25 protein-coding genes are annotated in these 25,033 nt (G+C 59.2%); 4 read left to right on the forward strand and 21 right to left on the reverse strand.

Annotated elements, in window-relative coordinates; all coding sequences use genetic code 11:
- Positions 1-290 precede the first annotated feature (290 nt).
- The 6 genes from BM403_RS30355 to BM403_RS30380 all read right to left on the reverse strand — a co-directional run bounded on the left by BM403_RS30355 (position 291) and on the right by BM403_RS30380 (position 6,417).
- Positions 291-716: a putative quinol monooxygenase gene (locus BM403_RS30355; RefSeq protein WP_093546799.1), complete on the reverse strand. Its 426-nt coding sequence runs from the start codon at positions 714-716 to the stop codon at positions 291-293.
- Entirely contained in the window at positions 713-1,777 is a 1,065-nt protein-coding gene (locus BM403_RS30360) for a ferritin-like domain-containing protein (protein WP_046036166.1), read from the reverse strand. The genes BM403_RS30355 and BM403_RS30360 overlap by 4 nt, the downstream gene beginning before the upstream one ends.
- A gap of 19 nt (positions 1,778-1,796) precedes the next feature.
- The gene (locus BM403_RS30365; protein ID WP_093546802.1) at positions 1,797-3,428 is read right to left on the reverse strand and encodes a GMC oxidoreductase; all 1,632 of its coding nucleotides are present in this window, start codon (positions 3,426-3,428) and stop codon (positions 1,797-1,799) included.
- A complete protein-coding gene (locus BM403_RS30370; RefSeq protein ID WP_093546805.1) occupies positions 3,425-3,904 on the reverse strand; it encodes a hypothetical protein in 480 nt (159 codons plus the stop codon). Before BM403_RS30370 ends, BM403_RS30365 begins: the two co-directional genes overlap by 4 nt.
- 97 nt (positions 3,905-4,001) lie before the next feature.
- Positions 4,002-4,367 (reverse strand): hypothetical protein, encoded by a 366-nt coding sequence (locus BM403_RS30375; RefSeq protein WP_093546808.1) that lies wholly within the window; start codon positions 4,365-4,367, stop codon positions 4,002-4,004.
- Positions 4,368-4,764: 397 nt separating this feature from the next.
- Positions 4,765-6,417, reverse strand: a complete 1,653-nt coding sequence (locus BM403_RS30380) for a methyl-accepting chemotaxis protein (protein WP_175538122.1) — start codon at positions 6,415-6,417, stop codon at positions 4,765-4,767.
- Positions 6,418-6,598: 181 nt separating this feature from the next.
- Here BM403_RS30380 and BM403_RS32345 point away from each other — a divergent pair, with 181 nt between their 5' ends.
- Positions 6,599-7,123: a hypothetical protein gene (locus BM403_RS32345; protein ID WP_256577268.1), complete on the forward strand. Its 525-nt coding sequence runs from the start codon at positions 6,599-6,601 to the stop codon at positions 7,121-7,123.
- 60 nt (positions 7,124-7,183) lie between these two features.
- On the opposite strand, the gene BM403_RS30390 is transcribed toward BM403_RS32345, so the two are convergent.
- The 7 genes from BM403_RS30390 to BM403_RS30420 all read right to left on the reverse strand — a co-directional run bounded on the left by BM403_RS30390 (position 7,184) and on the right by BM403_RS30420 (position 12,697).
- Positions 7,184-7,609 carry a hypothetical protein gene (locus BM403_RS30390; protein ID WP_093546813.1) on the reverse strand — a complete coding sequence of 142 codons (426 nt, stop codon included), beginning with the start codon at positions 7,607-7,609 and terminating at the stop codon, positions 7,184-7,186.
- Between the two features lie 77 nt (positions 7,610-7,686).
- Positions 7,687-7,974 (reverse strand): hypothetical protein, encoded by a 288-nt coding sequence (locus BM403_RS30395; protein WP_043205424.1) that lies wholly within the window; start codon positions 7,972-7,974, stop codon positions 7,687-7,689.
- Between the two features lie 47 nt (positions 7,975-8,021).
- Positions 8,022-8,378 (reverse strand): VOC family protein, encoded by a 357-nt coding sequence (locus BM403_RS30400; RefSeq protein ID WP_046036163.1) that lies wholly within the window; start codon positions 8,376-8,378, stop codon positions 8,022-8,024.
- A 168-nt stretch (positions 8,379-8,546) separates the two neighbouring features.
- Positions 8,547-8,999, reverse strand: coding sequence for a thiol-disulfide oxidoreductase DCC family protein (locus tag BM403_RS30405; protein WP_093546816.1), 453 nt, complete (start codon positions 8,997-8,999; stop codon positions 8,547-8,549).
- 130 nt (positions 9,000-9,129) lie between these two features.
- Positions 9,130-10,467 (reverse strand): MFS transporter, encoded by a 1,338-nt coding sequence (locus tag BM403_RS30410; RefSeq protein WP_093546821.1) that lies wholly within the window; start codon positions 10,465-10,467, stop codon positions 9,130-9,132.
- A 149-nt stretch (positions 10,468-10,616) separates the two neighbouring features.
- Positions 10,617-11,552 (reverse strand): EamA family transporter, encoded by a 936-nt coding sequence (locus BM403_RS30415; protein ID WP_093546824.1) that lies wholly within the window; start codon positions 11,550-11,552, stop codon positions 10,617-10,619.
- 269 nt (positions 11,553-11,821) lie between these two features.
- Positions 11,822-12,697 carry a LysR family transcriptional regulator gene (locus BM403_RS30420; protein WP_046036161.1) on the reverse strand — a complete coding sequence of 292 codons (876 nt, stop codon included), beginning with the start codon at positions 12,695-12,697 and terminating at the stop codon, positions 11,822-11,824.
- Positions 12,698-12,957: 260 nt separating this feature from the next.
- On the opposite strand from BM403_RS30420, the gene BM403_RS30425 reads away from it, so the two are divergent.
- Complete coding sequence (locus BM403_RS30425) at positions 12,958-13,827, forward strand: NmrA family NAD(P)-binding protein (protein ID WP_093546827.1); 870 nt, start codon at positions 12,958-12,960, stop codon at positions 13,825-13,827.
- A 13-nt stretch (positions 13,828-13,840) separates the two neighbouring features.
- Here the strand turns inward: BM403_RS30425 and BM403_RS32390 are convergent, their stop codons facing one another.
- From BM403_RS32390 to BM403_RS30440, 3 genes are all read right to left on the reverse strand, one after another.
- Entirely contained in the window at positions 13,841-15,337 is a 1,497-nt protein-coding gene (locus BM403_RS32390; RefSeq protein WP_046036159.1) for a methyl-accepting chemotaxis protein, read from the reverse strand.
- Positions 15,338-15,516: 179 nt separating this feature from the next.
- Positions 15,517-17,679 (reverse strand): TonB-dependent siderophore receptor, encoded by a 2,163-nt coding sequence (locus tag BM403_RS30435; RefSeq protein WP_046036158.1) that lies wholly within the window; start codon positions 17,677-17,679, stop codon positions 15,517-15,519.
- A 172-nt stretch (positions 17,680-17,851) separates the two neighbouring features.
- Complete coding sequence (locus BM403_RS30440; RefSeq protein ID WP_012724534.1) at positions 17,852-18,343, reverse strand: Lrp/AsnC family transcriptional regulator; 492 nt, start codon at positions 18,341-18,343, stop codon at positions 17,852-17,854.
- A gap of 121 nt (positions 18,344-18,464) precedes the next feature.
- Here BM403_RS30440 and BM403_RS30445 point away from each other — a divergent pair, with 121 nt between their 5' ends.
- On the forward strand, positions 18,465-19,499 hold the full coding sequence (locus BM403_RS30445; protein ID WP_093546830.1) for a histone deacetylase family protein: 1,035 nt from the start codon (positions 18,465-18,467) through the stop codon (positions 19,497-19,499).
- 58 nt (positions 19,500-19,557) lie between these two features.
- The gene (locus BM403_RS30450) at positions 19,558-20,985 is read left to right on the forward strand and encodes an amino acid permease (RefSeq protein WP_046036156.1); all 1,428 of its coding nucleotides are present in this window, start codon (positions 19,558-19,560) and stop codon (positions 20,983-20,985) included.
- A 102-nt stretch (positions 20,986-21,087) separates the two neighbouring features.
- Here the strand turns inward: BM403_RS30450 and BM403_RS30455 are convergent, their stop codons facing one another.
- The 5 genes from BM403_RS30455 to BM403_RS30475 form a co-directional block, all read right to left on the reverse strand.
- A complete protein-coding gene (locus BM403_RS30455; RefSeq protein WP_046036155.1) occupies positions 21,088-21,849 on the reverse strand; it encodes a PIG-L deacetylase family protein in 762 nt (253 codons plus the stop codon).
- Positions 21,850-22,026: 177 nt separating this feature from the next.
- Complete coding sequence (locus BM403_RS30460; protein ID WP_012724530.1) at positions 22,027-22,686, reverse strand: glycosyltransferase family 2 protein; 660 nt, start codon at positions 22,684-22,686, stop codon at positions 22,027-22,029.
- Positions 22,683-23,282: an SAM-dependent methyltransferase gene (locus tag BM403_RS30465; protein ID WP_012724529.1), complete on the reverse strand. Its 600-nt coding sequence runs from the start codon at positions 23,280-23,282 to the stop codon at positions 22,683-22,685. Before BM403_RS30465 ends, BM403_RS30460 begins: the two co-directional genes overlap by 4 nt.
- Entirely contained in the window at positions 23,279-24,037 is a 759-nt protein-coding gene (locus BM403_RS30470; protein ID WP_093546833.1) for a PIG-L deacetylase family protein, read from the reverse strand. Before BM403_RS30470 ends, BM403_RS30465 begins: the two co-directional genes overlap by 4 nt.
- Positions 24,034-25,032: an acyl-CoA dehydrogenase family protein gene (locus tag BM403_RS30475; RefSeq protein ID WP_093546836.1), complete on the reverse strand. Its 999-nt coding sequence runs from the start codon at positions 25,030-25,032 to the stop codon at positions 24,034-24,036. The genes BM403_RS30470 and BM403_RS30475 overlap by 4 nt, the downstream gene beginning before the upstream one ends.
- Position 25,033 lies beyond the last annotated feature (1 nt).

Raw genomic sequence — 25,033 nt, forward strand, 5'->3', positions numbered from 1 at the left:
AGAAGTCTCGAAACCATGCTCCACGCCGGGGATATCGAGCAGCAACGAAGACAGGTAGGTCATAAAGCAGGTCCTATCGATGGCAATCCCGGGTACTGGCATATCATCCGTAATAGGGATGGGTCAAGCTCGCAGGAGCCCTGCTGGACGTTTACGCTCACAGCCTAAGCTGCTTGATATGACCGTCCGCTCCTGGCCGTTAGCCGCCACTCTAGTGAGTCCCCTCAAACGAGGCTACGCACAGGGGGTAAGTTGTAGCAAGCGCCCCCCATGCACGCTTGGCAAAATGCTTAAGTCCTGCAAGCGGCGTCGCGGATAACCCCGGAAACGCGAGCCAGCGTCGTATTCAGGGTGGCGGGCCACCCTGGCCGTGCAGGGTCCTGCTTAAAATAGTGGCTGTATTCCTTCAAGAAAGACTGAAACACCGAGCCCTTGACGTGGCGGCTGAAGGCGGATTCATCTTTGTAGATTTCCACGAAGGTCACCTCCGTTTGCTGCGCCAATGGAATTGCTGGTAACGGTGGTTCGATAGGATTGTTGTCAGCGTCCAAGGGGGCGGGGGCTTGCAAGTGAACCATGTACATCCAGGTGTCGGGCTCTTTTTCCCTGACTCTCTCGGCCAAGCCGTCCAGCGCTTTTTTCAGGTCGAGTGGGCATCCATCCAGCAGTTCCCAGCGAGATATCAATGTGATCATCATTGCGTCCTTTTCAGTCATGCCAAAGGTTGAATCCATTCAAAGGAAGGTGCGCCATTTCTTCCCTGGGGATCGTTTGCGATAGGCGTTGCTACCATGGTCAGCGCGGTAGCAGTCATGTCGTGCATGCTGTTCAAAATGGCGGTGTACATTGCGCCCGCGGCGCCATTCAACGCTTCAGCAATTTGATAGAGCATGAGTGAGTAAAGGCGATTGAATTGCTCATTAAGTGCCGACATTGCTGGATCGAGCGCATAATCTGTTGACTTCGGATTGCTCAGGATCGGATAGACCTCGTTGTAGTCCACTTCGAAGGCTTGGCCGGTGGGTGCCTGATGAGGATTGTCGCCAGCCTGGTAGTGGCGACCGAACTGAATTTCCCGAAACCGGAAGAAGTGGGATACCTCATTTGGCTGGCTAAAATACTGTTGGTCATCGTCATATACGTTATGGCGGCTGCCTTCACCTTGAGTGACGATCACTTGAATGGCGCGCCGAGCCGATGCCAAGTCGGTGATGACGATGGGGCTTCCGCCTCCGCCCCAATAGTAGTCGAGTCCCAATTGGTGCTCGACGTTGCCACTGAACACAGCCGTCGGCCCATAGGTCTTGCACAGCGTCTCAAGCTTGTTGGAGAGCGCCTCGTAAAATTCACCGATCGTGTAGCCGGGCACATCGATCTGCTGGACGGCCGTGAGCTCGGGATGTTCGCCCCAGCCTTCAGGCAGCTCGATCTGGGTAAAGGTTTCGATGTTGGCCGGGCTGAAAGGGCCGAGGTTGGCCTCGAACTCCCTGTCCTTGAAACGCTTGCCGTTGAACGCCAGTGCCAATGGAAATGACGGGACATTGTCAGCCGTGAAACATGCTCTGCCACCGATAGCAGAGAGCAGATTGCCGGCCAGAGACAAATGCAGCATTTCCTCCATCATCACACCGCGCAGGATGTTAGCGGGCACTCGATTCTTCCCAGGCTTGATACTGATCAGGGGGGTCATATAAAGCGGGATGGTGGATAGTTCCAAGGTCATGGCGGTATGCAGCCACTTGCTCAGCTCTTGTTTTTCCTGTTCCAACGTACTCATGTGATGTGCCCTCGCATTGTCATGGGTGTGCCGGAGCTGCCAGGTGTTCGCCCAACCGTAGCGCCAGTGCCGTAAGCGTCAATGTCGGGTTGATTGCGCCAGTATTTGGGAAGGCTGCGTTGGAGCAGATATAAACGTTGTCGACACCGAAAACCTTGAGGTCTTTATCGATGACACCCTCTTGCTCTGTCCCTGCCATCCGGCAGGTGCAGGCGGAATGATCGGCTCGCCAGGAAATGGAGGGCGGCCCGGCGAGGGTTGCGCCCATCGACTCAAAGATGTTTCCCACATGGGCGCTTATTTGCTGCATCCGTGTGTTGAAGTCCGCGGACTGCGAGTAGTCCACGATGGTTTCCTGCAGGCCCATGCGGTTGCGGATATCCAGATTCGAGACTCTGTTGCTGTATTCACTCGGGATCTCGACCATGCCGTGAATCTGCACTTGGGTTGGACCTTGAACTGCTTTCTCAATGTCCTGGCGCAGCATGCCGTTCTGCATCATTTGGGTGACACTCGACGGCTTGTTGTTGACCAGCGTGGCGAACGAACTCGGCGGGTTTATCAGTATAAATTTACCCGCGGCCTGCTCCTGCGGGCTATCGAAATAACGGCTGCACAATGTTGGGAAGTCCATCTCGGGCTGCAACCGGTTGGGATTGTCTTTGAGAGTGCCGGTGAACACGAAGTAGGGGTGGGTCACGAAATATCGGCCTACCAGGTCATGATCGTTGCCGATACCCAGGGGCCAATATGTCGAGCATGAACGCAGCAGCAGCTTCGGCGACTCGATCGCGCCGCCGGCCACAATTACCGTGTTGGCTTCAACCGTAAGGAACTCGCCGCTCATTTTATTCAGGTAGATGACACCGCTGGCATGCTGTCGAGACGACATGGTGATTTGCTCCACCACGCAGTTGTCCATGATGCACAGGTTCGGAAAATTTCCCCATGCCGTCATGTCGCCCAAGAAGTTGGGCGCTGCGTAACGCGCACCGAAAGGACAATACTTGCAGGTGCCTGTGGTTTTGCAGGGCGCGTGGCGGGACGTGGTGTTGGTGATGCCATGGCGGGCAATCGGCACATTGGCGCTGCTCATTCCCAAGGCGGTCATGGCCTGGTAGACGGGCTGGTCCTCAAGCGTGTAAGGAAAGGCAGGGAACGGGTAGGGGGCCGAGCGGGGCGGGTCTTGGTCGGTTGAGTCTCCTGAAACGCCAATGTAGCACTCTGCCTGGTTGTAGAAGGGCTCAAGGTCGGTGTAGGTAATCGGCCAGTCGGCACCTTGGCCGGTGTTGCTCTTTAGTCGGAAATCTTCTGCTTTGAGCCGGAAGGACCAGCCTCCCCAATGGATGGTAGAACCTCCATAAGTCATGACCCTGGCTCCCGCCAGTGGGACGACGGTCGCGCCAACACTTAGGTTCTCGCCTGGAGCGTCACGCTGCGGGTAATCCAGGTCATTGTATTTGTAATAGGGCAGCTTCGTGTAAGAGCTGCCCGAAACCATGAAGTCATCCCACAGGGCCTGGTCTTGCATCTTCACCCGGGTGCCAGCTTCAAGGATTAGGATTTCCCGGTTGGGATCGGCTTCCAGCATTCGGTTGGCTATCGCTGCGGCCGCTACGCCAGAGCCTATGATCAAGACGTCGGTATTCATTGTGCGCCCTCCTGCCCGGTCCGGTAGGGGACAGGCTCACCCGGGATGAAGGCGCCGGCAATGTAGCCGGGGTAATTGATAGCCCCTGTGAATGCCTTGAATCCGCCCTGCGAGACTTGGAAAGCAATGAACTCGTTAGATACCTTCTGCCGTACCAGGCTCAACGGCGTCTGTGGCGGCGCTTGGTTGGCTGCTGTGTCGGTGAATAGCATCTTGTAAGCCGCCGCCTCGCCCAAACGTTCGACTAACTCATCCAGCGTCTGGTTGGCTTGAATATAAAAGCTTCTGTACTCGGGGTGCAGTCGCATACGGTTGTCCATGAATACGAACAGCCGTGATTTAAAGTTCTGCGGGTTATCCAGATTGTCCCAGAAATGGCAAATATGTTCGAAGAGGTCGAACATCGCCTCGTATACCTCTGGGGGTAGCGGCTCGGCGCTCAGGTTGGCCGGATGGTTGATCTGTTGCTGGTACATACGTCACTTCCTCCATGGAAAATCGTCGCATAGCCCGCAGCAAGCCATCAGTTGCCTCTCTAACGCCGACGGGCCCCAGTCAGATGGTCGCAGCTTGTCAGGCAGCAGGTTGTGTTACGGTCAGCGTGTAGTTGTAATTATTTTCGCCGACTTGCTGCGGGCTGCTGATTTGGCAAGCCAATCCAGATTCGCGACCTAACGTGATGTACGGCACCCACGAGCCCGGCTCAGAGCCGGAATTGATGACGCAGTTGACCTCGGGATTTTCAGTCAGGTAAAGCGTAAAAAACACGTTGCCGTCGTTGTCCCATAAGCCTGTGCTCACGGGCCCGGCAGTGGCGGGAGTGAATACGGTAATTTGCCCGCCGTAGCTGGCGCCACCGTCATCACTGGCAAAGGACACACCCAACGCAAGGCTGCTGGATAGAGTGAAATTACAGGTGAGGTTTGAGGTGCTGGTCATGATTCGCTCCTTGAATTCAATACGTGGCGTGACCCGATGAAACAGGTGGGTTGGTCCAGTATAGTGGCAATTCGCCAAGCGCCAGTCGAAGTCCAGAATTAATTGGATCCTGTTAAATTACTTGGCTCCGACCCTGTCCGGGTGACGGCGATATCAGTCCCCGCAGGCGGAGCACGCGCGCGCAACGCGCCCTCCGAACCGCAGTGTTCCATTTTGATCAAGTTACGTAGCAGCGTCGCTGAACGCTCTATCTGCTGGGCGTTGTGCTACTTATTACGTGGTCGAGAAGCTATACATGTCGTTCTGATGGATTGGGTTGCGGTGATCTGTAAAAATAATTCTGAGCGTGAATCAATCGAGCGCTCCTCACTCCGCAGACGCAATCTTAATAAGCTCATCAAACCGTAAACTTACCTATTTGCCGCTGTAGCACGGCTCCGAGTTCTGCCAAGTCATTACTTGAACTGGCAGTTCTCTCGCACGACAAAGCTGAATCATCCGCAATATTACGAACTGAAGTAACACTGCGGTTAATTTCTTCTGCCACGCAACTTTGTTCCTCACCGGCGGTTGCGATTTGCCTGACCATCTGCTGGATGTTGTCAATCATCCCCACGATGGTTTCAACCGAACTCCCGGTGTTTGAAACTTGTATGACGGTTTCATCAGTCAAACCGCGACAGACTTCCATCATCCCAGCAGCTTCTTCGGCTATTTTTTGCAGATTGGCGGTCAGAGCTCCAATTTCCAGGGTTGCGCCCTGAGTCCGTTTGGCAAGCGTTCTCACCTCATCTGCTACCACCGCAAACCCTCGACCCGCATCGCCCGCCCTCGCAGCTTCGATGGCCGCATTCAGCGCCAATAAGTTGGTTTGATCTGCGACTGAAGTTATAACTTGCAATACCCCACCTATATTTAGGCTCTCTATTTTGAGTTGTGCCATAGCGGCTGCAGATTTCGACACCTCAGAGGCCAGACGTTTGATTTGGGCTATTGCGTCTTTTGCCATGGTGCCGCCGGTCTGCGCGTGAAGGTTAGCGTTGAGTGCCGCATGGGCTGCTTCTTCGGAGTTGCGCGCAACTTCAAGGGTGGTTGCTACCATTTCGTGGATCGCGGTGGCGACTTGGTCGATTTCAATTCTCTGATTTCCTACGCCGATGCGGGTTTGCTCTGTCGCAGCGGAAAGGTCAACGGCGGCATCAGAAATAACGGCCGATGACGTATTAACTTGACTAATAAGCAGGCTCAGGCGTGACTGCATTTCACCTAAGGAGGACAGCACACTACCGGCCACTGACATTTTCGCTTCAAGAATCGGGCGCAAGTCACCACTGGCGACGCGCTGAGCGATGGTGGACAAGACAGTCGGCTCTGCACCAAGAGCACGTGATAAACCACGAACTATCAGAGTGGTCAGTACGACCCCTATGGTAATTGCCAGTGCACAGAAGAACATCAGGAAGTTACGGGTGTTTTTATATTCGTTTTGCGAGTCACTGATGCTAGCCTGCGCGAGGCTTGAGTTAAAGCTCTTGTAATTAATAACGCTGGTTACAAGTTTCTTTAAAAGTGGCAAGCATTCACTGTTCATCATATCAATAGCCGCTTTATCATTGCCACTCATGGCTAACCGCGTGATCTCTAAAGCGACAGGGCCATAAATTTTCTCAATTTTCTCGATCTCAGCCACTAAACTCCGAGCGTTGTTACCCTCGGCGGATGGAGGTAACACATTGACGCCCGCTACCAGTTCCGACAAAAGCTTTTTAACTTTTTGATGTTCGGTATTTATGGCATCCGCCTCAGCCTGTCGTTCCACTGCAGAGGTGATCAGTACAAGGTTGCGTGCTGAAATAGCACGTTGTTGCGCAGCGAGCAATAAATCGTTCATCAGCCCCATGCGCTTATCCAAACCATCAACATAATTTGAGAAGCGTAGATTTGATTCATTCAAACTAATGACAGAAAATGTAGAGATCATAAACGTAATCACTACCATTAAGCCAAAGCCCAACAGCAATCTTGTCCGCACCGACCATGAATTTAACATGCTGAGTCTCCAAGAGATTTTTAGTATTCTTATGGTGCAGCCAAGAATATGGCGCATTGGGACTATGGGCTGCTGGATGGCAATAGTTCAAGTGTTAAATGGCGTTGTGATACTAAAGTGCTAAATCGCAACTCTAGCAGCCCAATCGAATTGCCTGCACTGTCTGTGCATATCTATTTGAGTGGCTTTTTATTTCTGGCTGGATATTTACTTCAAAGTCATACGCAAAACAAGAAGTGCTCTATACTTAACTCACTTTAATTTTGTCGAGCCCTATAATGAGCTTTATGCTCAAGTTCATGACAGATCGCTTTTGGCCGAAAGCAGTCCATCAGAAAAACTCATATTGATCATCATCGGGCTTGCCCGCCGCTCCTATCACTACGGGCCTGAAACTATCGCGAAGTGCGCACCCGATATCCTCAGGGCCGCCATTCCAAAGGCTGAGTCGTTCTGGAACGCAGCGCGTTCGATCACCGACCTGCCTGGCGCTTTCGAGCTTGTCAGGCAGCATCTGTCGACAGGCGGGCTGGGTTTCTACAACTACACGCAGCATCCGCTTGCCTACGCCTTTGTATTGGCCATGAACGGCAAGCCCGACGCGGCTGAAGAGGAGCTCCGACGCTATCATGCGCGTCTTTCAGAGGCCGCCCAGAGGAAGCTTCGTAAGCTGTTCGTGGAGGCCGGCGGTTATCCTGGTCAGTGATGAGCACGGCCAGGTTCGAGGGTGTCGATGTAAAACAACCGGCCCCGCGCTAGTCGTCGATTAACGCTTCAGGGCCTCACACTGGTTACGTAAGTCGCTGTCTCGAATATTCCCGCAGCTTTGACCGTTGATCGTGGCATTGCAGTAAGCGCGTTGATTGTCGTCACTGATGTTGCCGCAACTTTGCCCGTTCATTTCAGCATTGCAGGTGGCCCGCAGGTTATCGTCGCGGATGTTGCCGCAGCTTTGTCCGTTGATTTTGGCATTGCAATAGGCGCGTTGATTGTCGTCACTAATGTTGCCGCAACTTTGCCCGTTCATTTCAGCATTGCAGGTGGCCCGCAGGTTATCGTCGCGAATGTTGCTGCAGCTTTGTCCGTTGATTTTGGCATTGCAATAGGCGCGTTGATTGTCGTCACTGATGTTGCCGCAACCGGCGTAGGCGTACCCACTCAACATCAATAGCAACGCAAATATGACTCTCATCGTTCTCTCCATAGCGGGCAGGAAATAGCTTGGCCGCTGACTGATCCAAAAAAGATCGTGATGCATCAGTGAGCCGGTCAGGTTTTCAACTGGTTGAATAGCTGTTGCAGAAACACATCACCTGCCGCTGATTCTGAAAGTAAATAGTGCCCAAACCAAATATCCCAGCCAGCGGCGAGGCTAAACTCAGCGCAATGGAAACTTGGGTGAATTGTCGTGTCAAGGCCGACGACGGGCGATCCCACCTGTCGGAACCCATGGTGTTTGACTAAGGTGTCGACCAGCGAAAGCCAATAAGCGTCAGGCAATTCGTTGAGGCCCAGGGTTAGATGACCATTGGCTGCGGTGTGAAGAGCTGGGTGCATGGCGGACCCTTCAATCTGCTGTCGATATTGATCACGCGTTCCCAAGCCTACTGCTGCACCGTCCAGACCGCCAATTCATACCCATCCAGGTCCGTAAAGTGAAACCGACTTCCACCCGGGAACGTAAACGTCTCGCGTGTGATAACGGCACCCAGGGCTTTGAGTCTCTGTTGCGTATCATCGAGATCATCCGCATACAAAATCACCAGCGGTCCCCCCGGTCTAACGGGCTCCCCGGTGGTGAAGCCTCCGCTCAGGCGGCCGTCGCTGAATTCGGTGTAACTGGGGCCATAGTCGACGAATGTCCAGCCGAATGCGCCGCCGTAGAAGGCTTTGCTACGGGCAATATCGCCCACGTTGAATTCGATGTTGTCGATTTGTCGGTCTTTGCCGCGAATACTCATGCCTGTCTCCTTGGCTGATGTTCGGAGTCGCGAGTGTAACGTAAGCAAACGCCGTCATGAACGTGAGCGTCCGGGTGCGCCCAAAATGCCTATGATGCAGTCGGAAACAGAATCAAGGGAGGAAATACAGTGGCGTTTGATGAGGTGCTTGACCGGCTGCGCAGTGGTTCATAGCCGGCCTTTCAGAAAGCGCTGATCATGATCCGGATGTGGCAACAGGCAGCTGTCGTACTTCCCAAAAAGTCGATAGCGATTGCGCGCCACGCGGTCGTAAGCCCAATCCCGCAGCCCGCGCGGGATAAAGCGCAACAGCAGCAATGCACGCCACGTGGCAGGCAGTTGCGCAATGATTTCGAACACCGCGTCTGAACGCACCCAATAGTGACGGTCGCGAATGACCGCCAGGGTGTCGAACTGATCCAGGGGCAAACCCGCCCAGGCCAGCAACGCCTGGCCCTCGGGAGATTGCACTGCCGCCAACCGTACGCGCCGCGGGTGGTCATGGCGAATCAGGAACCTTGCCCAACCGTTGCACAGCTTGCACACGCCGTCGAACAACACCACGGTCTCGCCGGGGTTGAGCAAAGGCGCCGGGGCAGGGCGGGTTTGGCAGACTGGCATCGGCGTGGGTCCAGACGGGTCGGATGGCTGTCGATCATACCTGTCTTGGGGAACTGCTGTGCGGCGGCACTGCTGGCATTTTCTGCGCCTGACCCACCGCTATCGCCGCCTCGCGCCTATAGGTATGAACCTAACGCGACAGCGACAGTGCCGCACCTTTCTCCTCCGTGCCTACGTCGTGCAGGGAAATCCTCGACGTTTCCGGCAACGCCAAACCACCCGCCAGTGCGAGCAACGCCACCGCTATCAGATAAAACGCCGGTGACAGGTTGCTGCCCGTGGTGCTGATCAGCCACGTCGCTATCAGCGGCGCGGTACCGCCGAAGATCGTGTACGCCATGTTGTAAGTGATTGCCGAGGCGGTGTACCGCGTGCGTGTCGGGAAGGTCTCCGACAGCAGCGCTGCCGTGACCACGCCACACAACACGGCGCCCACCGCCAGCAACATGACGCCGACAATGGACGCTGCAAACGAGCCGGAACTGGCCATCAAGAACGATGGGTACACCACCACCATCAACAACACGCACGCGGTCATCACCGTGACCCGACGCCCCACCCGGTCCGAATACAACCCCGCCAGCGGGCAAATCGCCGCAGCGAAGATCAGCGCGATCAGCGACACCAGCAACGCCATCGCCCGACTCAGCCCGCCTGCCACTTGCAGATAGGTCGCGAAGTAGGTGGTGAACATATAAAACGACAGCGCCGTCAGTGACACAAAAGCGCCCAGGCAGCAGATCGCCGCACCATGGTTGCGCAAGGTTTCCTTGAGTGGCGAGTGGGCGACCGCATGCTCCTGCTTCACAGCCTGGAAGGCCGGCGTCTCATCCAGCTTCCAGCGCAGATAAAGCCCTACCAGCCCGAGCGGTGCGGCGATCAGGAACGGCAGGCGCCAGCCCCAGTTGCCCATCGCCTCGGCCGATAACGATGCTTCAAGGGCGTACGCCACCACGGCGGCGGCGGCGAAGGCGGAAAATGTCGACAAGGGCACGAAGCTGCCGTACCAGGCGCGCTTGTCACTGGGTGCGTGTTCCATCAGGTACGCACAGGCCCCGGCATATTCGCCCCCGGCGGAGAAGCCTTGGGCGCAACGGATCAGCGACAACAGAATCGGCGCCGCGACACCGATGGCGGCGTAGGTGGGGAGCAGGCCGATCAAGGTGGTGGCGCCGGCCATCAGCAGGATCGTCATGGCCAGGGTACGTTTGCGCCCGATGCGGTCGCCGAGCATGCCGAAGAAAATCCCGCCCAAGGGCCGGAAGGCGAAGGCGACGGCGAACACCGCGAAGGTTTTGAGCAACGCCGCACTGGCGTCGCCGCTGGGGAAGAATTGTTGGGCGATAGTGGTGGCGAGGAAACCGTAGACGGCGAAGTCAAACCACTCGACGAAGTTACCGATGCCGGCGGCGATGATGACCTTGCGCAGGGTTTGGGGGCTTACCTGTTCGGTGGAGGGGCTCGTCATGGGGAAGGCCTCGGAAGGGGTCGGGGATGCTGGATTATCCGGGGAAGGCGGGTGGGCGGCCGGGCTCAAAAGAGTCGTCCGCATAGCCAGTAGCGACTGGGTGGGAGTGAAGGAGCAGGAATTGGGCCAGGTCAGGCGGGGATTTATCGCTAGCGGGCAGATTTGCGGTAAGTCAGCAGCACAATCCCGGTCACCACGATGACGCCGCCGAGCATCTGCCCGGCGTTGAGCATTTGATCGAGCACGATCCAGCCCATCAACAACGTCGCCAGCGGCTCAATGTTCATGACCGGCGCATTGCGCGGCATGTCCAGGCGTGGGACCGACATGAACAGCACGATAAAACCGGTGCCATACAGCACCACTAACGTCGCGAGCGCCAGCCAGCCGGTACTGCTTGCCGGTGGGTTCAGGCCGCCCGGAAGGGCACCGCTGAGGCCCGCGAGGTTGACGCTGCTGAACACGATGAAGATCGTCAGCAGGCTGCGCACTGAGCCGCGAACCTGGGACAACTTGTGATCGGTGATCCACAGCGCGCAGGCGAACACGAAGGCGGCGCAGAATGCCAGGCTGACGCCGATCAGCCATTGCGGGCCGATCTCGGCACTGCTTGAGAGGCGGCCGGGTACGTCCAGGACAAACACCAGGCCGATCAGAATCAAGCCCATCAGCAAGGCGGTGCGCGCCGTCGGGCGTGGGCCGCCGAATGCCCAGGTGAGCAGGGCGAGCAAGATCGGGAACACGTTGCCCACCAGCAACGCCAGCGCCACCGGCACGCGGGCGACGGCGGAGTAGAGGCACAGGCTTTGGGTGGCGATAAGCAGTCCCAGCAGCACTTGCCAGCACCATGCCCCGGCCGGCAGGCGCAGGTTTTGGCGTTGCCACAGCACCAGCACGGCCAGCACCAGCAAGGTGCCGCCCGAACGCATCAGAATAGCCAGCAACACACCGGCGCCATCATCGAAGGCTACGCGCGCCGCAATGTGGTTGCCGGCGAAGGCACAGCCCATGCACAGCAGAATCAACACGGCGATGGGGCGGGAGAAGGGGGCGGGTGTGGTTTGCGTGGTGGCAGCGGCAGTCATGATGAGGCTCGAGCATTGGGCACCATCGTCGAGGATGGCGATTTATTTTTAGGTTGTCGTACAACTTGAGAGTGGGATTTGTAGCGCGTTTGAGACGAAGGAGCAAGGGCATGCGTTTATATAACGGCTACCACTCTGAGTTTTTTCGGTTCGCCGAGCGTTTTCATTGAAGGATGATTTTCGGCCCATGGCGAGCATTCACCCTGCTTTCGTCGGTGGTTGTCGTATGTCTACGGGCCAGACCACCCACCCTCGGCGATTAATCAGTCCTAACCCCTCAGAACAAGCGACATGTCGGAATAGTGATCACACATGAAGTCGACGAATGCGCGAACCTTCGGCGCCGCAAGCCGCCTGGAGGTGTGTAAGACCCAAAGCGCCGGCTCTACACCCGATACCGTTCCCCACTGAACCAATTCACCGCGGGCAAGCTGATTCCAGGCGATGGACTGTGGGATGAGCGCCGCACCGCCACCGGCGACAGCGGCATCGCGGACCATCAACAGCGAAGAGAACTGCATGGTCGGCACCGGCTCCAAGACCAACTGCCCGCCGTCAAGACGCCAGTGGGTGGGCTGGAAAGTCGACGTCACGATCGCGGGCACGGATCGGATCGCGCCGGGCATCGGCTTGAGCAGTTCAGGCGCCGCCACCACGATCAGCCGGTCCTTGGCGAAGCACCGTCCGACCAGGCTGCTGTCCGGGCTGGGGTTGATTCGAATGGCGACATCAAATTGTTCCTCCACCAAGTCCACCCGTCGATCTTCCGACACCACCTCGATAAACACCTCCGGATAGGCCGCACAGAACTCGGCGCCGATACGCCCCATCGCCAGCTGCGAGAACAGAATCGGGGCCGCGACCCGTAGACGTCCGCGCGGTGTTGAAACGCCTTCGCGTGCGGCGGTCATGGCGTCGGTCACTTCACTCAGCGGGCCTTCAGTTCGAGACATCAGCGCCTCACCGGCTTCGGTGAGTTTCAGGCCACGTGCGCTGCGCTCGATCAGCCTCACGCCCAGTTGTTCTTCAAGGTCGCTGATTCGGCGCGACAAGGTGGCTTTGGAAATACCGCTCGCGCGGCTGGCCTTGCCCAGCCCCGAATGGGTGGCGACGAGGGTGAAATCAATCAGCGCGTTCAGGTTCATGGGTGTTCCATATGTGAAACGAGGTGTCTGGATTTTGTGGTCTTCGTTTTGGAAGTGCAACGAATTACTGTCTCGTCATCGGGACACGCCATGAGGCATTTCCAATGAGCAGTCTCCAACGGTGTTGGCGCAGGACGACGTCGTCGGCTTCTCCGATATCCCGATGCACTCGCACGCAATCGCACCGTTTCACGGACGGGCAAGGTTGTTGCGGATTTCACTCGCTGATCCACTCTAAACCCACTGCAGGAGTTACAAACATGAGCATTCTGGTTATTGGCGCCACGGGCACCCTTGGTTCACTGATCACTCAAGGTCTGGCTGGCGCGGGCGCCGAGGTCAAAGCCCTTGTGCGCCAAGCGGGCAAGCGGGAGTTTCCGGCCGGCGTCACTGACGTTGTCGCAGACCTCACTGACGTCGTGTCGATGCGCATTGCGCTCGCGTCGGTGCGTACCCTGTTCCTGCTCAATGCCGTGACGCCCGACGAGGTCACTCAAGCCCTGATCACGCTGAACCTGGCGCGTGAGGCGGGTATCGAACGCATCGTTTATTTGTCGGTGATTCATGCCGACACATTCACCAACGTCCCGCACTTCACCGGCAAGCATACGGTTGAGCGCATGATCGAGCGCTTTGACATGCCTGTAACGGTCTTGCGTCCGGCTTACTTCATGCAAAACGACCGCCTGGTGCAACAGGCTATTCAGGCCTACTCGGTATACCCGATGCCGATCGGCTCGGCGGGCGTGTCGATGATTGACGCGCGCGATATCGCTGATGTCGCGGTCGCAGAGCTGTTGCGGCGCGACACAGCGCCCTCGGCGCTGGCTCGTGTAACGCTGGAGTTGGTTGGGCCGCAGGCGCTCACCGGTGCCTCCGTGGCGAAGACCTGGAGTGCGGCGCTAGGCCGCGAGATCGCCTACGGCGGGGATGACTTGGCCGCGTTCGAAGCACAGCTGGCTTCTTACGGCCCCAGCTGGCTGGCGTATGACATGCGCCTGATGATGGCGGGTATCCAGACCTTTGGCATGCACGCCGTTGAAGGCACGGTCGAAATGCTTGAGGCCCTCATTGGGCACCCGTTGCGCACCTACGAAGACTTCGTGCGCGAGGTCGTTGCCGAGGGTTGAGCCGCGCTAAAAATCATGGATGAAACCGTCGCCCAAGCGCATCCAACCGCACCGCAATCGGCGGCAACCGCTCACTGCTTCTGGCCAGGGTTTCGACATCGTCGGCGGTGTTTTGCGCAATGCTTTGCACCGACTGCAGCCGGCCGACAATCTCCAGGTTTGCCGAGGTTTGCTCGCGTGTGGTGGTCACGATCCGGCCATTCAGGTCGTCGATGTGCGCGATGTCATTGCCCACCGCGCGCAACATTTCGACCGCTACCTGGCTGTCTTCCACGCACCGCTCCACGCCTTGGCGGCTGTCGTGCATGGCTTCGACGGCTTGGCGGCTGCCGTGCTGCAAACCCTCGATGATGGTTTTGATTTCCTGGGTGGACACCGCTGTGCGTTGCGCCAGGCTGCGGACTTCGTCGGCGACCACCGCAAAACCACGGCCTTGCTCGCCGGCACGGGCGGCCTCGATGGCAGCGTTGAGGGCGAGCAGGTTGGTTTGGTTGGCGATGCTGCTGATGACTTCGAGCACAGTGCCGATCTGCTCGGCCTGCACGGCCAGGCCTTGTACCGTCTCATGCGTGCCGTTGAGGCGTGAGGCCAACTGGGTGATTTCCTGCTGGGCACGGCCCACGCTTTCCTGGCCGCGCAGGATCTGTTGGCTGGCCTTGCCGGCGTGATCCACCGCTTGCTCCACGTGCACGGCGATGTGGCCCATGGCGTCTTCCATGCGCTGCATCGAGCCGGTCATCTGGGTGATTTCCGCCAATTGGTGCCGTGCGCCTTTTTCCAGGGTGCCGCTGGCGCTGGCCAGTTCCTGGCCGAGTTGGCCGAGGCCATGGGAGTCACGGGCGACGCCGTCGATCAGGCCGGTAAGCTGCTGCAGGAAGTGGTCGAAACGCTTGGCGAGGGAGACGTGCACCTTGCCCGCGTCACCTTCGGCGGTTTCGACCGTCAGCTGGGAAGTAACCGCCAGCATTTTTTCCAGCATCTCCTGGCTCTCGACCGCTTCAGCCTGGCTGTGCACGGCCAGGTAGAGAAGGGCGACGGTTTCCATCACGACATAGAACGCATGGACAAACACCATGGCCCAACCGCCGTGATGATCCATCACAAATACCGGGAAGCCTTGATGTTGCAGCGCATGGAACACCACGTGGTGCACGGCGATCGTGGCCGCTGCGACCAGGATCGGCAGCCAGTCGCGATAAAACGTCAGCACGGCCAACAGTGCGAAGATCCCGAAGTGCGCTTCGATCACGCCCTGCGCCTGGTTGATGTGCAGCGCCGCCATGACCATCAAGCCCGCGCCGAGGGCGCAACGCATCACACGGGTGCCACCGATGGCGCGGTAGAGCGCGGTCAGCACCACGCTGGTGCCGCCGCCGACGATGGCCGCTTGAATCAACGTGTCATGCCAGAACGCCAGGCCCAGTGAGAACAGGAACATCAGCCAGATCAGCGCCAGCATGATGCGGTCGGCCTTGCGGTAGTGCTCGAAAAAACGCGTGCGGATGGGCATTCACACTTACTCCATGTGGTCTGGCCGAAACAAAACGAGGGGCAGGGTGGCGCGAATTGGGTGTGCTTGGTTTTTATTGGATTGAGCGATGCAAAACGGTTATCGGCAACAGGAGCAGGGACTTGAGGAGGGAGTTGAGGAGCGGCTACCCGGGTGGGTAGCCGTTTATCGGGCTGTGATCAGAAGCTGTATTTGGCGGTCAGCATCATGTTGCGCGGGTTGCCGTATGCGTCACCGCCATAGCTCACGGAGTTGGCGATGGTCGAGTAGTAACGGCGATCAAAGATATTGTTGGCGTTGACCTGCAGGTCGAGGTGGTCGTTGACCCTGTAGCCGGCCATCAGGTCGGTGACGGCGTAGGCGCCTTGCTTGAGACGGTAGCTGCCGCCATTGGCCAACTCGAGGTCGTTGTACATCCGGCTTTGCCAAGAGAGGTTACCGCCTACGCGGAGTTTTTCCAGGGGACCCTGGAAGCGATAGCTGGTGGTCAGTTTGAACAGGTGCTCGGGGGTGTCGGTGTCGAACTGCTTGTTGACGTTCTGGGGGTTCGCTTCGTCCTTGATGGTGTGTGTACGGGCGTAGGTGTAGCCACCGCCGACCTGCCAATTCTCGGTGAGCGCGCCTTGCAGTTCGAAGTCGATACCCTGGCTGCGGATCTCGCCCGAGGCGTTACTGCAGGAGGCTTGTGGGCAGTTTGCAACGACTACCTCCACGGCACGGTTTTCCTGGTCGACGCGGAACAGCGCGACACTCGCATTCAGCGCGCCACCGAGGTATTCGCCCTTGATGCCAACCTCATAGTTCTTGCCGACGATCGGCTTGACCGGGGTACCGGACGTGTCCTTTGCACTCTGCGGCGTGAAGATGTCGCTGTAGCTGACATACACCGAGTGGTGGTCGTCCAGCTCGTAGATCAGGCCTGCGTAGCGGGTGAGGTTGCGGGTGACCTTATAGTCGCCATCGTTGCTGCCATGGGCGTCGTAGTCATACCAATCCAGACGTCCGCCGAGGATCAGCTTCAACGGGTCGGCCAGGCTCAGGCGTGTGGTCAGGTAGACCCCGTCCTGGGTGGTGACGTCGCGGTCGTTGGTGGTATGGACGAAGTCCGGTTTGCCGGCGGTGAGCGGCCAGTTGAGGTTGTACGGGCTGTAGTTGTGGGTGGTCATGTCGTAGATGCGCCGGCTGGCGCCCACCACCAGTTCGTGAGTACGTCCAAACGCTTGGAAGGGGCCGCTGGCAAAGGCGTCGACGCCGGCCTGGTTTTCGTCGTAGGACGCTTGGTAGACCGTGCGAGCCAGGGTGTTGCTGACCCAGCGTGACTGGTAGGAACCCGAGAACAACGCGTTCTGCTCAGCGTAGTTGGCGTTGACCTGCAGGCTCCAGTCGTTGGCCAGGCGTTGACGCAGTTCGGCGAATACCGTGTTGATTTCCTGGTCCTTGTTTTCCCAAGGGGTGCCGGGGTTGTAGGACCGCGAATAGTTCAGGTGATGGCCATCCTGGCCGACCATCGACGCGCCCCAGAAGTAATTGGTTTTGTCTTTCTGATTGGAGAAACCGAGGGTCAGGGTGGTGTCCTCGCTCAGGTCAGCTTCGGTGACGGCATAGAACAGGCCGTGATATTCCTCGGCGTTGTCGATGAAACTGTTGGCGTCCCGGTAAGAGGTGACGACGCGGCCGCGCCATGTGCTGCTGTCATTAAGCGGGCTGGAGGCGTCGAGCTCGCCACGGTAGTCGTCCCAGCTGCCGGCGGCGCCGGTCAGGGTGACTTTCTGCTCGTCCAGCGGGCGCTTGCGGACCAGGTTGATGGCGGCGGAAGGGTTACCCGCGCCGGTCACCAGGCCGGTGGCGCCGCGTACCACTTCGACGCGATCGAACATCGCCAGGTTCGGCTGGGCGCCCACCGAAACGCCGTTATAGCCGGTCGGGATGCCGTCGTACATCAGGTTGTCGATGTCAAAACCGCGTGCAGTGTAGGACTGCCGGCCAGGGCCGTTGGAGAAGTTCAGGAACAACCCCGGCGTGGCCTTGACCACGTCGTTGATGCTGGTCATCGCCTGGTCGTCCATACGCTGGCGCGTAATCACGGTGACGGCCTGCGGGGTTTCACGCATGGTTAATGGCAGTTTGGTCGCGGTTTTCATTGCGCCGGTGGTGTAGGACTGCGTGCCTTCGGTGGTTTGGCCCAGTTGCTCTTCGCCGGAGATTTGCGTTGCACCCAGTTCAAGGGTGGTGGCCGGCGCTTCGGTCTCGGCCGCGAAGGCCGCGTGTGAAGCAGCAAGACAGACTGCCAACGCCATCAAACTGGGTGAAAAACCTTTGCCGCCGTGTTGTTGCACAGACATGGAACTGACTCTCCCCGAATGCCGTCCCTGGCGAATAATAAAGATGTTGATAATTATTCGCATCAGTTTGTCAGATTGAGTCTGTAGGAAAAAGCCTTAGGGGAGAATTAGTTAACGAATTTTTCACATCTGGGTGGCGGCATTTAGCCACACCGCACCCCCTGTATGACCCTCATTCACGCTTTGAAATGGCCACGCGACTCGTCGCCTTGACCTCCCTCAGCGCCAGGCTCGACTGAATTGACGCAATCCCTAACTGGCGCCGCAACACGCTCTCGACAAACTCGCTGTAGCTGTCCAGATCCTCCGCCAGCACCTGCAACAGGTAATCGGCATCGCCGGTGATCTTATGGCACGACAACACCTGCGGCAGCTCCCTCATCACCGCCTCGAAGGCGTCGGGCGCATGGTCGGTATGGATCGCGAAACGCACATGCACGAAAGCCAGGATATCCAGCCCGAGCATCTTGCGATCCAGGTTGGCCTGGTAGTCCTTGATCACGCCTTCTTCTTCCAGGCGTTTGCGGCGGCGCCAGCAGGGTGTGAGGCTCAGGGATAGCCGCTCACTCAATTGCGCGTTGGAAATACTGGCGTCTGCTTGCAGCAGGGCGAGGATGGCGAGATCGGTGTCATCAAGAACGACCTGTTTGGTTTTATTTTTCATATAGGGCAATCACAAGGGTAAAAACACCCGATAAAACTACCAGTGGCAGAAGTAAAAGCAAAGAAAGCCCGGCGTCGCCAGAACAAAATAGACCCTGTCTTTTACTGGCGGATGCCCACACATGTTGACTGTATTTAGTGAAGACCACCGTTTGCACCATGGCACCGAACTGAAGGACGGCGTGCTCAAGCCCTCGTTCGAGCAACCAAGCCGTGCCGACACCGTGCGTGACCGCGTCAGGCAGGTTGGCCTCGGCGATATCATCACGCCACGCCGCTTTGACCGGGGCTGTTACGTCGCCGCCCACAGCGAACGCTACGTCACGTTCCTTGAAACCGCCTGGGATGAATGGACCGCCACCGGCCGCAGTCATGACGCATTGCCCCTGGTGTGGCCAGTACGCGACCTGGCCAACGAACGGGTGCCGGACTTCATTGACGGCAAGCTGGGGTTCTTCGCCATGGACGCCGGTTCCCCGATCACCAGCACCACCTGGGAGGCGGTCAAGACCAGCGCGGACATCGCCCTGACCGGCCTGGCGCTGCTTGATGAGGGCCACTACAGCGCCTTCGCCCTGTGTCGCCCACCGGGCCATCACGCGGCCCGCGAATACATGGGCGGTTACTGCTACCTCAACAACGCCGCCATTGCCGCGCAGCACGCCATCACCCAAGGCGCCAAGCGCGTGGCCGTGTTGGATGTGGATTTTCACCATGGCAACGGCACGCAGAATATTTTCTACGACCGTCCGGACGTGATGTTCATCTCCCTGCACGGCGAACCGGCAGTGTCCTACCCGTATTTTTCCGGTGCCCGTGATGAGCGCGGCGCAGGTGCGGGGGAGGGCTTCAACCTGAATTACCCGTTGCCGAAAAACACCACCTGGGCCCACTACCAAACCGCCCTGATCGACGCTTGCCAGCAACTGCGCCGTTTTGCGCCCGAAGTGCTGGTGATCTCCCTTGGCGTCGACACCTTCAAGGACGACCCCATCAGCCATTTCCTTCTCGACAGCCAGGACTTCCTCGGCATGGGCGAAATCATCGCCAGCGTCGGCGTGCCCACGCTGTTCGTGATGGAAGGCGGCTACATGGTCGATGAGATCGGCATCAATGCCGTCAACGTGCTGCACGGTTTCGAAAGCAAATCCCAATAACAACACCCTGTCGTCTTTTCTTCTGCCAAAACTCAAAAACATAACAAGAGGTTTTGTGATGAAAACATCCACGTCCGGGCTTTATGAAAAGCCTGCGTTGCAACGCACCCTGAACAACCGCCATATCCAGTTGATGGCCATGGGCGGTGCGATCGGCACCGGCCTGTTCATGGGCTCCGGCAAGATCATCGCGCTGTCCGGCACCTCGATCATCCTGATCTACATGATCATCGGGCTGTTCGTGTATTTCGTGATGCGCGCCATGGGCGAGCTGCTGCTCTCCAACCTCAACTTCAAGAGCTTCGCCGACTTTGCCGGTGCGTACCTGGGGCCGCGTGCGGCGTTCTTTCTGGGCTGGTCGTACTGGCTGAGCTGGAGCGTGGCCGTGGTGGGGGATGCGGTGGTCGTGGGCGGGTTCTTCCAGTACTGGTTTCCCCATGTGCCGGCCTGGATGCCCGCCGTGGGCATGCTGCTCACGCTGTTCGCGTTGAACGTATTGACGGTCAAGCTGTTTGGCGAAGTGGAGTTCTGGTTCGCGATCATCAAGATCATCGCCGTGGTGACCTTGATCGGCGTCAGTGTGGTGCTGATTGCCAGCTCGTTTGTCTCGCCCACCGGCGTTACCGCGTCGCTGACCCATTTGCTGGATAAACAGGCGGCGTTTCCCAATGGCCTGTTCGGCTTTTTTGCCGGGTTCCAGATGGCGATCTTTTCCTTCGCCGGCACCGAGCTGATCGGCACCGCCGCCGCCGAAACCCGTGCACCGGAGCGCACCTTACCGAAGGCGATCAACTCGATCCCGTTGCGTATCATCCTGTTCTACGTGCTGGCCCTGGCGTGCATCATCGCGGTGACTTCATGGCAGCAGGTCTCGCCAAGCAAGAGTCCGTTTGTGGAGTTGTTCCTGGTGGCAGGCTTCCCCGCCGCCGCGGGCATCGTCAATTTCGTGGTACTCACCTCGGCGGCATCCTCGGCCAACAGCGGGGTGTTTTCCGCCAGCCGCATGTTGTTCGGGTTGGCCGACCTGGGCGACGCACCGGGGATCTTCCGGCGCCTGTCGAGCAGCAGCGTGCCGTTTATCAGCCTGGCATTTACCACCTTGCTGATGCTCTTGGGGCTGGTGTTGCTGTTTGTGGTGCCGGAGGTGATGACCGCTTTCACCATCGTGTCGACGGTGTCGGCGATCCTGGTGATCTTTACCTGGTCGACCATCCTCGCGTCCTACATCGCCTACCGCAAAAAACGCCCGGACCTGCACGCCAAATCCCTCTACAAGATGCCCGGTGGTGTGCCGATGGCCTGGTTTTCCCTGGCGTTTCTGCTGTTTGTACTCGGCCTGCTGGCGTTGCGGCCGGACACACGCCTGGCGCTGTATGTAATGCCGGCCTGGTTCATCTGGCTGGGAATTGCCTACCAGCTCTCGCGCTATCGGGGCGCCCATTGGATGAAGGCTGCCGACTCGGTCACAGGTGACCCGCGCCAATGATCGCCTTGGCAAGCACCTCGGGCCTTTGCGCGTGGGCCGATACACTCCAGCGTGGGGCAGGGCGCTACTGCCAGGACTGAACGGTGTAGACGAGTGGGGAGCCTACGTAAGCACGATCTCATACGGCTCGCGCATTCTTTCCAGCAACACCTGAGCCAGCATCGGTGGCAGGCCGATCTCCGGATCACCGGCCAATTGGCTGGCGTAGGCATGGGCGGCATGGAGTTTGCGCGCCACGCTCCAGGTGTCCAGGCGCACCTTGCGCGCGCGCTGCCAGGGGATGATCGCCCCTTCGCGGGCAGGCCAGTGCCAGGCCCAGATCGGCAGTTCGTACAGCTGCGCGCCGACCAGGCTGCAGGCCTTGGCGCTGGCACGGCCGACGGCGTCGTGGTCCTCATTGCCGTCATTGCGCCAGGTGCTGAACACCACATCACCCGGTTGCAGGTAGCGCGCAATGAAAGGGCTCAGTTGCGGTTCGCGGGCGGCGAGGGCGTTATCGCAAAAGCCGCCGCGTATCCACTTCAGGCTGTGCAGCGGCATGCCCAGGCGGCGCAGGGCCTCGACACTTTCCTGGGGGCGGATCACGCTGAGGCGGCTGGCTGGCCACACGTTGGAACCTGGATGACTGGCGCTGCCGTCGGTGATGGAGATCAGTTGCAGCGGATGTTCCCGCATGCTGAGTAACTGCAGCAGGCCGCCGCAGGCCAATACTTCGTCGCCGGGATGAGGGGCGATAATCACCACGCGTGCGCCGCGCGGCACCAAAGCGGAAGGGGTAATGGGCGGGATTTGCGCCAGCTGTGGGGCGCTGTTCCAGATTTGAGCAGGGCCGCTACGGCCGTCGCTTAAGGAAGCAAGCTTCATGGGTGTCACATCCTTGTCGGTTGATGCTGGGTCGTGCCCCGTTGACGGGACGACGCTCTTTTATTCACCGCAGACTCCGCCGCGGTGATGGCATGGCACTCCACTCCAGGAATGCCAGCAAGGCGTCCTCAGCATAGACAAGGATTGCCGGGTTTCACATTTTGTAACGTCGTTTTTTTAAGTGGCGTGCATCAGGGTCTTCAAATAGTCGCCGAAACCGCCTTGTGCACGGGCGTCCAGGCGCGCACTGGTGATCACTTGCGGGGTGTGGCTCCACGCGATAGAGGCGCCGCACAACTCAAGGTTGCGCACCAATTGGACATCCTCATGGCACGGCAGGGGGTCGAAACCACCGGCGCGAATATAAGCGCCGGCGCTTACCCCCAGGTTGGCACCGTGGATGTGCCGGTGACCGTCCCGCGCCTCATAGCCTTGGTGATAGCGAATCTGCGCCGCCGGGTCGAAATCTTCACTCCAGGCATCCACCGTCACGGTGCCGCACACCGCGTCCACTCCCAGTGCCAGTTGGGCCACCAGCCAATCGGGCGCCACCCGGCTGTCGGCATCGGTGCAGGAGATCCAGCGCGCACCTTGATTGAGCAGATGACGTGCGCCCACACCCCGCACATGGCCCACATTGCGCGCCTGGGCTTCCAGGCACTGCACCGGGTAGGCCTGTGCAATCGCGGCACTGCCATCGCTGCAACTGTCGAGCACGACCAGGATAGTCACCGCTTCGCCCAACAGGCCAGGGTGGGCGGCGGCGATCAGTGCCGCTTTCAGGCAGTCGCCCAGCAACGCCTCTTCGTTATGTACCGGGATCAGAATGCCGATCATCGCAGGCCCTCAAGGGTAGCGACCGAGGTGCCATCGCAGCTCCACAGGTCGAGCAGAAAGTCATGTTCGTGATAGCTGGCCACCTGCGGCATCGCCAATCGTTGCTGCAGCAAGGCATGCACCTCTTCGGCGGTTTGCGGGCAGCCTGCGATAGGTGGACGCCAATGGCAGGCCAGTAACTGGCCGTCGGCGGTCAACGACGCGCGGGCGCGATCGATCAACCGGCAGAGGTCTTCGGCATCCAGGTAGTAGCACAACTCGCTCAGCACGATCAGCTCGAACCGGCCGGTGGGCCACTGCTCGGGCAAACGGCTCTGCTGCACCTCGGCATGGGGGAAGCCGAGCAAGCGACTGCGCGCAAGGGCCACGGCCGCCGAGGCAGTGTCGCAACACAACAGGCGATCACAGCGGGCGGCCAGCTCGAAACTCAGTTCGCCATTGGCGCAACCCGGTTCAAACACCGAGGCATAGCGAGGCCGCGTGAGCATGGCCAAGGTCATCGCGCGTTTGCGTCGTTCGTACCAGCGCTGGCGAAAGGCCCAGGGGTCGTCGTTTTCGGCGAACAGTTGGTCGAAGTAAGGCGTAGCCACACTCATACGAATACCACTTCAAAGGGTTGCAACAGGCGCTCCACCACATAGGGCGCGAGCACGGGCGCCAGGCCGATCTGCGGGTCGCCTTCCAGTTGGCTGGCGAACGCATGGATGGCGTGGCGCTTACGGGCCACGGCTTCGCAGGTCAGCGGGATCTTGCGCGCGCGGTGCCAGGGCACCAGGCTGTTTTCCGGGGTTGCCCAGTGCCAGGTCCACACCGGCAACTCATACAGGGTGGCGCCTACCGCCTGGGCAGCCTTGGCACTGGCACGGCCGACGGCCTCATGGTCGCAATGGCCGTCTTCGCGCCAGGTGGTGAACACCACATCGGTGGGCTTGAGGTAGCGCTGGATAAACGCGGCGAGTTCCGCTTCGCGAGCGGCCACCTGGCTGTCGGCAAACCCTGCGCGCAGCCATTTCAGGCTGTGCAGTGGCAAGCCGAGGCGATGCAGGGCCTGGGCAGACTCTTGAGGGCGCACCACGCTCAGGCGTTCCACCGACCAGCGGTGCGAACCGGGGTGACTGGCGCTGCCATCGGTCACCGAAATCAGCTGGATCGGCCGGCCCAGCGCCGCCAAACCCTGCATCAACCCGCCGCACCCCAGCACTTCATCATCCGGATGGGGCGCGATGATCACGGCACGATGCCCTTCGGGAACCAATTGTTCGACGCTGATGTGGGGCAGCTCGGCCATTTTCGCTGAGGCCTGCCAGTGATGCAGCGGCGTGCCCTGGCCCACAATCGGGTTGGGTTTCATAACTGCCACCTCCCTGTGGAGTCGCCTGCGACCAATGCTCCGAGGCCTGCCAAGTCGCGCTCGGCATGGCTCTGGCGCATGTACACCGGCAGGTCCGCCATCAATTGGGCAAAATGCGGGTCCTTGCAGAAAGGCCCCGCGCCGACCGCGCGGCCGACGTGGTGTGTCACTTGCTCAACAGTGTCTTCGATGCAGGCACGGGCCTGCTGGGCCAGTTCCCTGGCGTCGGCCTTGGGTGCGCGGTCGATCTGTTCGGCGCTGGCGCGCAGTACGCACGCAGCGCTGTTCAATACGCTGTCGACGGCGCCGAGGTGCGCGAGGGCGTGCGGCTCGGGACGCTTGCTGCAGTGTTCGCGCAAGACTTCCGCCAGCCGTTGCGCCGCGCCGTACCAACAGGCGGCGATACCGATGCCGCCTTGCCAGAAACCGGGGCGGGCGAGGTAGTCACCCGGACCACCAACGGCCAGCCCCCACGCCCCGTCAAACACAATCTCCACACTGCCGGTGGCGGCCATGCCCACCGCGTTCCAGCCCTCGTCAGTGACGGTGATGCCGGGTTGATCCATGTGCACCGCTACCAACTGCTGCCGATCTTCTTCATCCCAGGCGGTCATCAACCCATGGCTCACCACCGCCGCGCCGGAGCACCAGGCTTTACGCCCTTGCACCCTGAGGCGATGACCCTCTTGCAGCACACGCACCTTGGCCGTTGGCGGCTCGGCCGCCCACATGCCCCATGTGCTGCCCAAGGGCGGCAAGGGGCTGTTGAGCTCGGCAATAATCGCCAAGGCATCGGTGTGGCCTTCGAACAGCTTGCACAGGCGCAGGTCATGGCCTGCCACCTGCGCCAAGCGGCTGAACCGCGCCAGTGTCTGGCCGCTGCCCGGCAAGGGCAGTTGGTCCAGGCCTTCCTCCTGAAGCGCCTTCAGGGCCGCGCCCAGGGCTTGCGTGTCCGCATAGCCCCGGTAGCCCTGAAGGAATCCATGCAAAGCCATC

Source organism: Pseudomonas sp. OV546, from assembly GCF_900116845.1.
Classification (GTDB): Bacteria; Pseudomonadota; Gammaproteobacteria; order Pseudomonadales; family Pseudomonadaceae; genus Aquipseudomonas; species Aquipseudomonas petroselini.

Coding starts and splice junctions, on each gene's coding strand:
- BM403_RS30355 (WP_093546799.1), bottom strand. CDS start 716: ATGACTGAAAAGGACGCAATGATGATCACATTGATATCTCGCTGGGAA.
- BM403_RS30360 (WP_046036166.1), bottom strand. CDS start 1,777: ATGAGTACGTTGGAACAGGAAAAACAAGAGCTGAGCAAGTGGCTGCAT.
- BM403_RS30365 (WP_093546802.1), bottom strand. CDS start 3,428: ATGAATACCGACGTCTTGATCATAGGCTCTGGCGTAGCGGCCGCAGCG.
- BM403_RS30370 (WP_093546805.1), bottom strand. CDS start 3,904: ATGTACCAGCAACAGATCAACCATCCGGCCAACCTGAGCGCCGAGCCG.
- BM403_RS30375 (WP_093546808.1), bottom strand. CDS start 4,367: ATGACCAGCACCTCAAACCTCACCTGTAATTTCACTCTATCCAGCAGC.
- BM403_RS30380 (WP_175538122.1), bottom strand. CDS start 6,417: ATGTTAAATTCATGGTCGGTGCGGACAAGATTGCTGTTGGGCTTTGGC.
- BM403_RS30390 (WP_093546813.1), bottom strand. CDS start 7,609: ATGAGAGTCATATTTGCGTTGCTATTGATGTTGAGTGGGTACGCCTAC.
- BM403_RS30395 (WP_043205424.1), bottom strand. CDS start 7,974: ATGCACCCAGCTCTTCACACCGCAGCCAATGGTCATCTAACCCTGGGC.
- BM403_RS30400 (WP_046036163.1), bottom strand. CDS start 8,378: ATGAGTATTCGCGGCAAAGACCGACAAATCGACAACATCGAATTCAAC.
- BM403_RS30405 (WP_093546816.1), bottom strand. CDS start 8,999: ATGCCAGTCTGCCAAACCCGCCCTGCCCCGGCGCCTTTGCTCAACCCC.
- BM403_RS30410 (WP_093546821.1), bottom strand. CDS start 10,467: ATGACGAGCCCCTCCACCGAACAGGTAAGCCCCCAAACCCTGCGCAAG.
- BM403_RS30415 (WP_093546824.1), bottom strand. CDS start 11,552: ATGACTGCCGCTGCCACCACGCAAACCACACCCGCCCCCTTCTCCCGC.
- BM403_RS30420 (WP_046036161.1), bottom strand. CDS start 12,697: ATGAACCTGAACGCGCTGATTGATTTCACCCTCGTCGCCACCCATTCG.
- BM403_RS30425 (WP_093546827.1), top strand. CDS start 12,958: ATGAGCATTCTGGTTATTGGCGCCACGGGCACCCTTGGTTCACTGATC.
- BM403_RS32390 (WP_046036159.1), bottom strand. CDS start 15,337: ATGCCCATCCGCACGCGTTTTTTCGAGCACTACCGCAAGGCCGACCGC.
- BM403_RS30435 (WP_046036158.1), bottom strand. CDS start 17,679: ATGTCTGTGCAACAACACGGCGGCAAAGGTTTTTCACCCAGTTTGATG.
- BM403_RS30440 (WP_012724534.1), bottom strand. CDS start 18,343: ATGAAAAATAAAACCAAACAGGTCGTTCTTGATGACACCGATCTCGCC.
- BM403_RS30445 (WP_093546830.1), top strand. CDS start 18,465: ATGTTGACTGTATTTAGTGAAGACCACCGTTTGCACCATGGCACCGAA.
- BM403_RS30450 (WP_046036156.1), top strand. CDS start 19,558: ATGAAAACATCCACGTCCGGGCTTTATGAAAAGCCTGCGTTGCAACGC.
- BM403_RS30455 (WP_046036155.1), bottom strand. CDS start 21,849: ATGAAGCTTGCTTCCTTAAGCGACGGCCGTAGCGGCCCTGCTCAAATC.
- BM403_RS30460 (WP_012724530.1), bottom strand. CDS start 22,686: ATGATCGGCATTCTGATCCCGGTACATAACGAAGAGGCGTTGCTGGGC.
- BM403_RS30465 (WP_012724529.1), bottom strand. CDS start 23,282: ATGAGTGTGGCTACGCCTTACTTCGACCAACTGTTCGCCGAAAACGAC.
- BM403_RS30470 (WP_093546833.1), bottom strand. CDS start 24,037: ATGAAACCCAACCCGATTGTGGGCCAGGGCACGCCGCTGCATCACTGG.
- BM403_RS30475 (WP_093546836.1), bottom strand. CDS start 25,032: ATGGCTTTGCATGGATTCCTTCAGGGCTACCGGGGCTATGCGGACACG.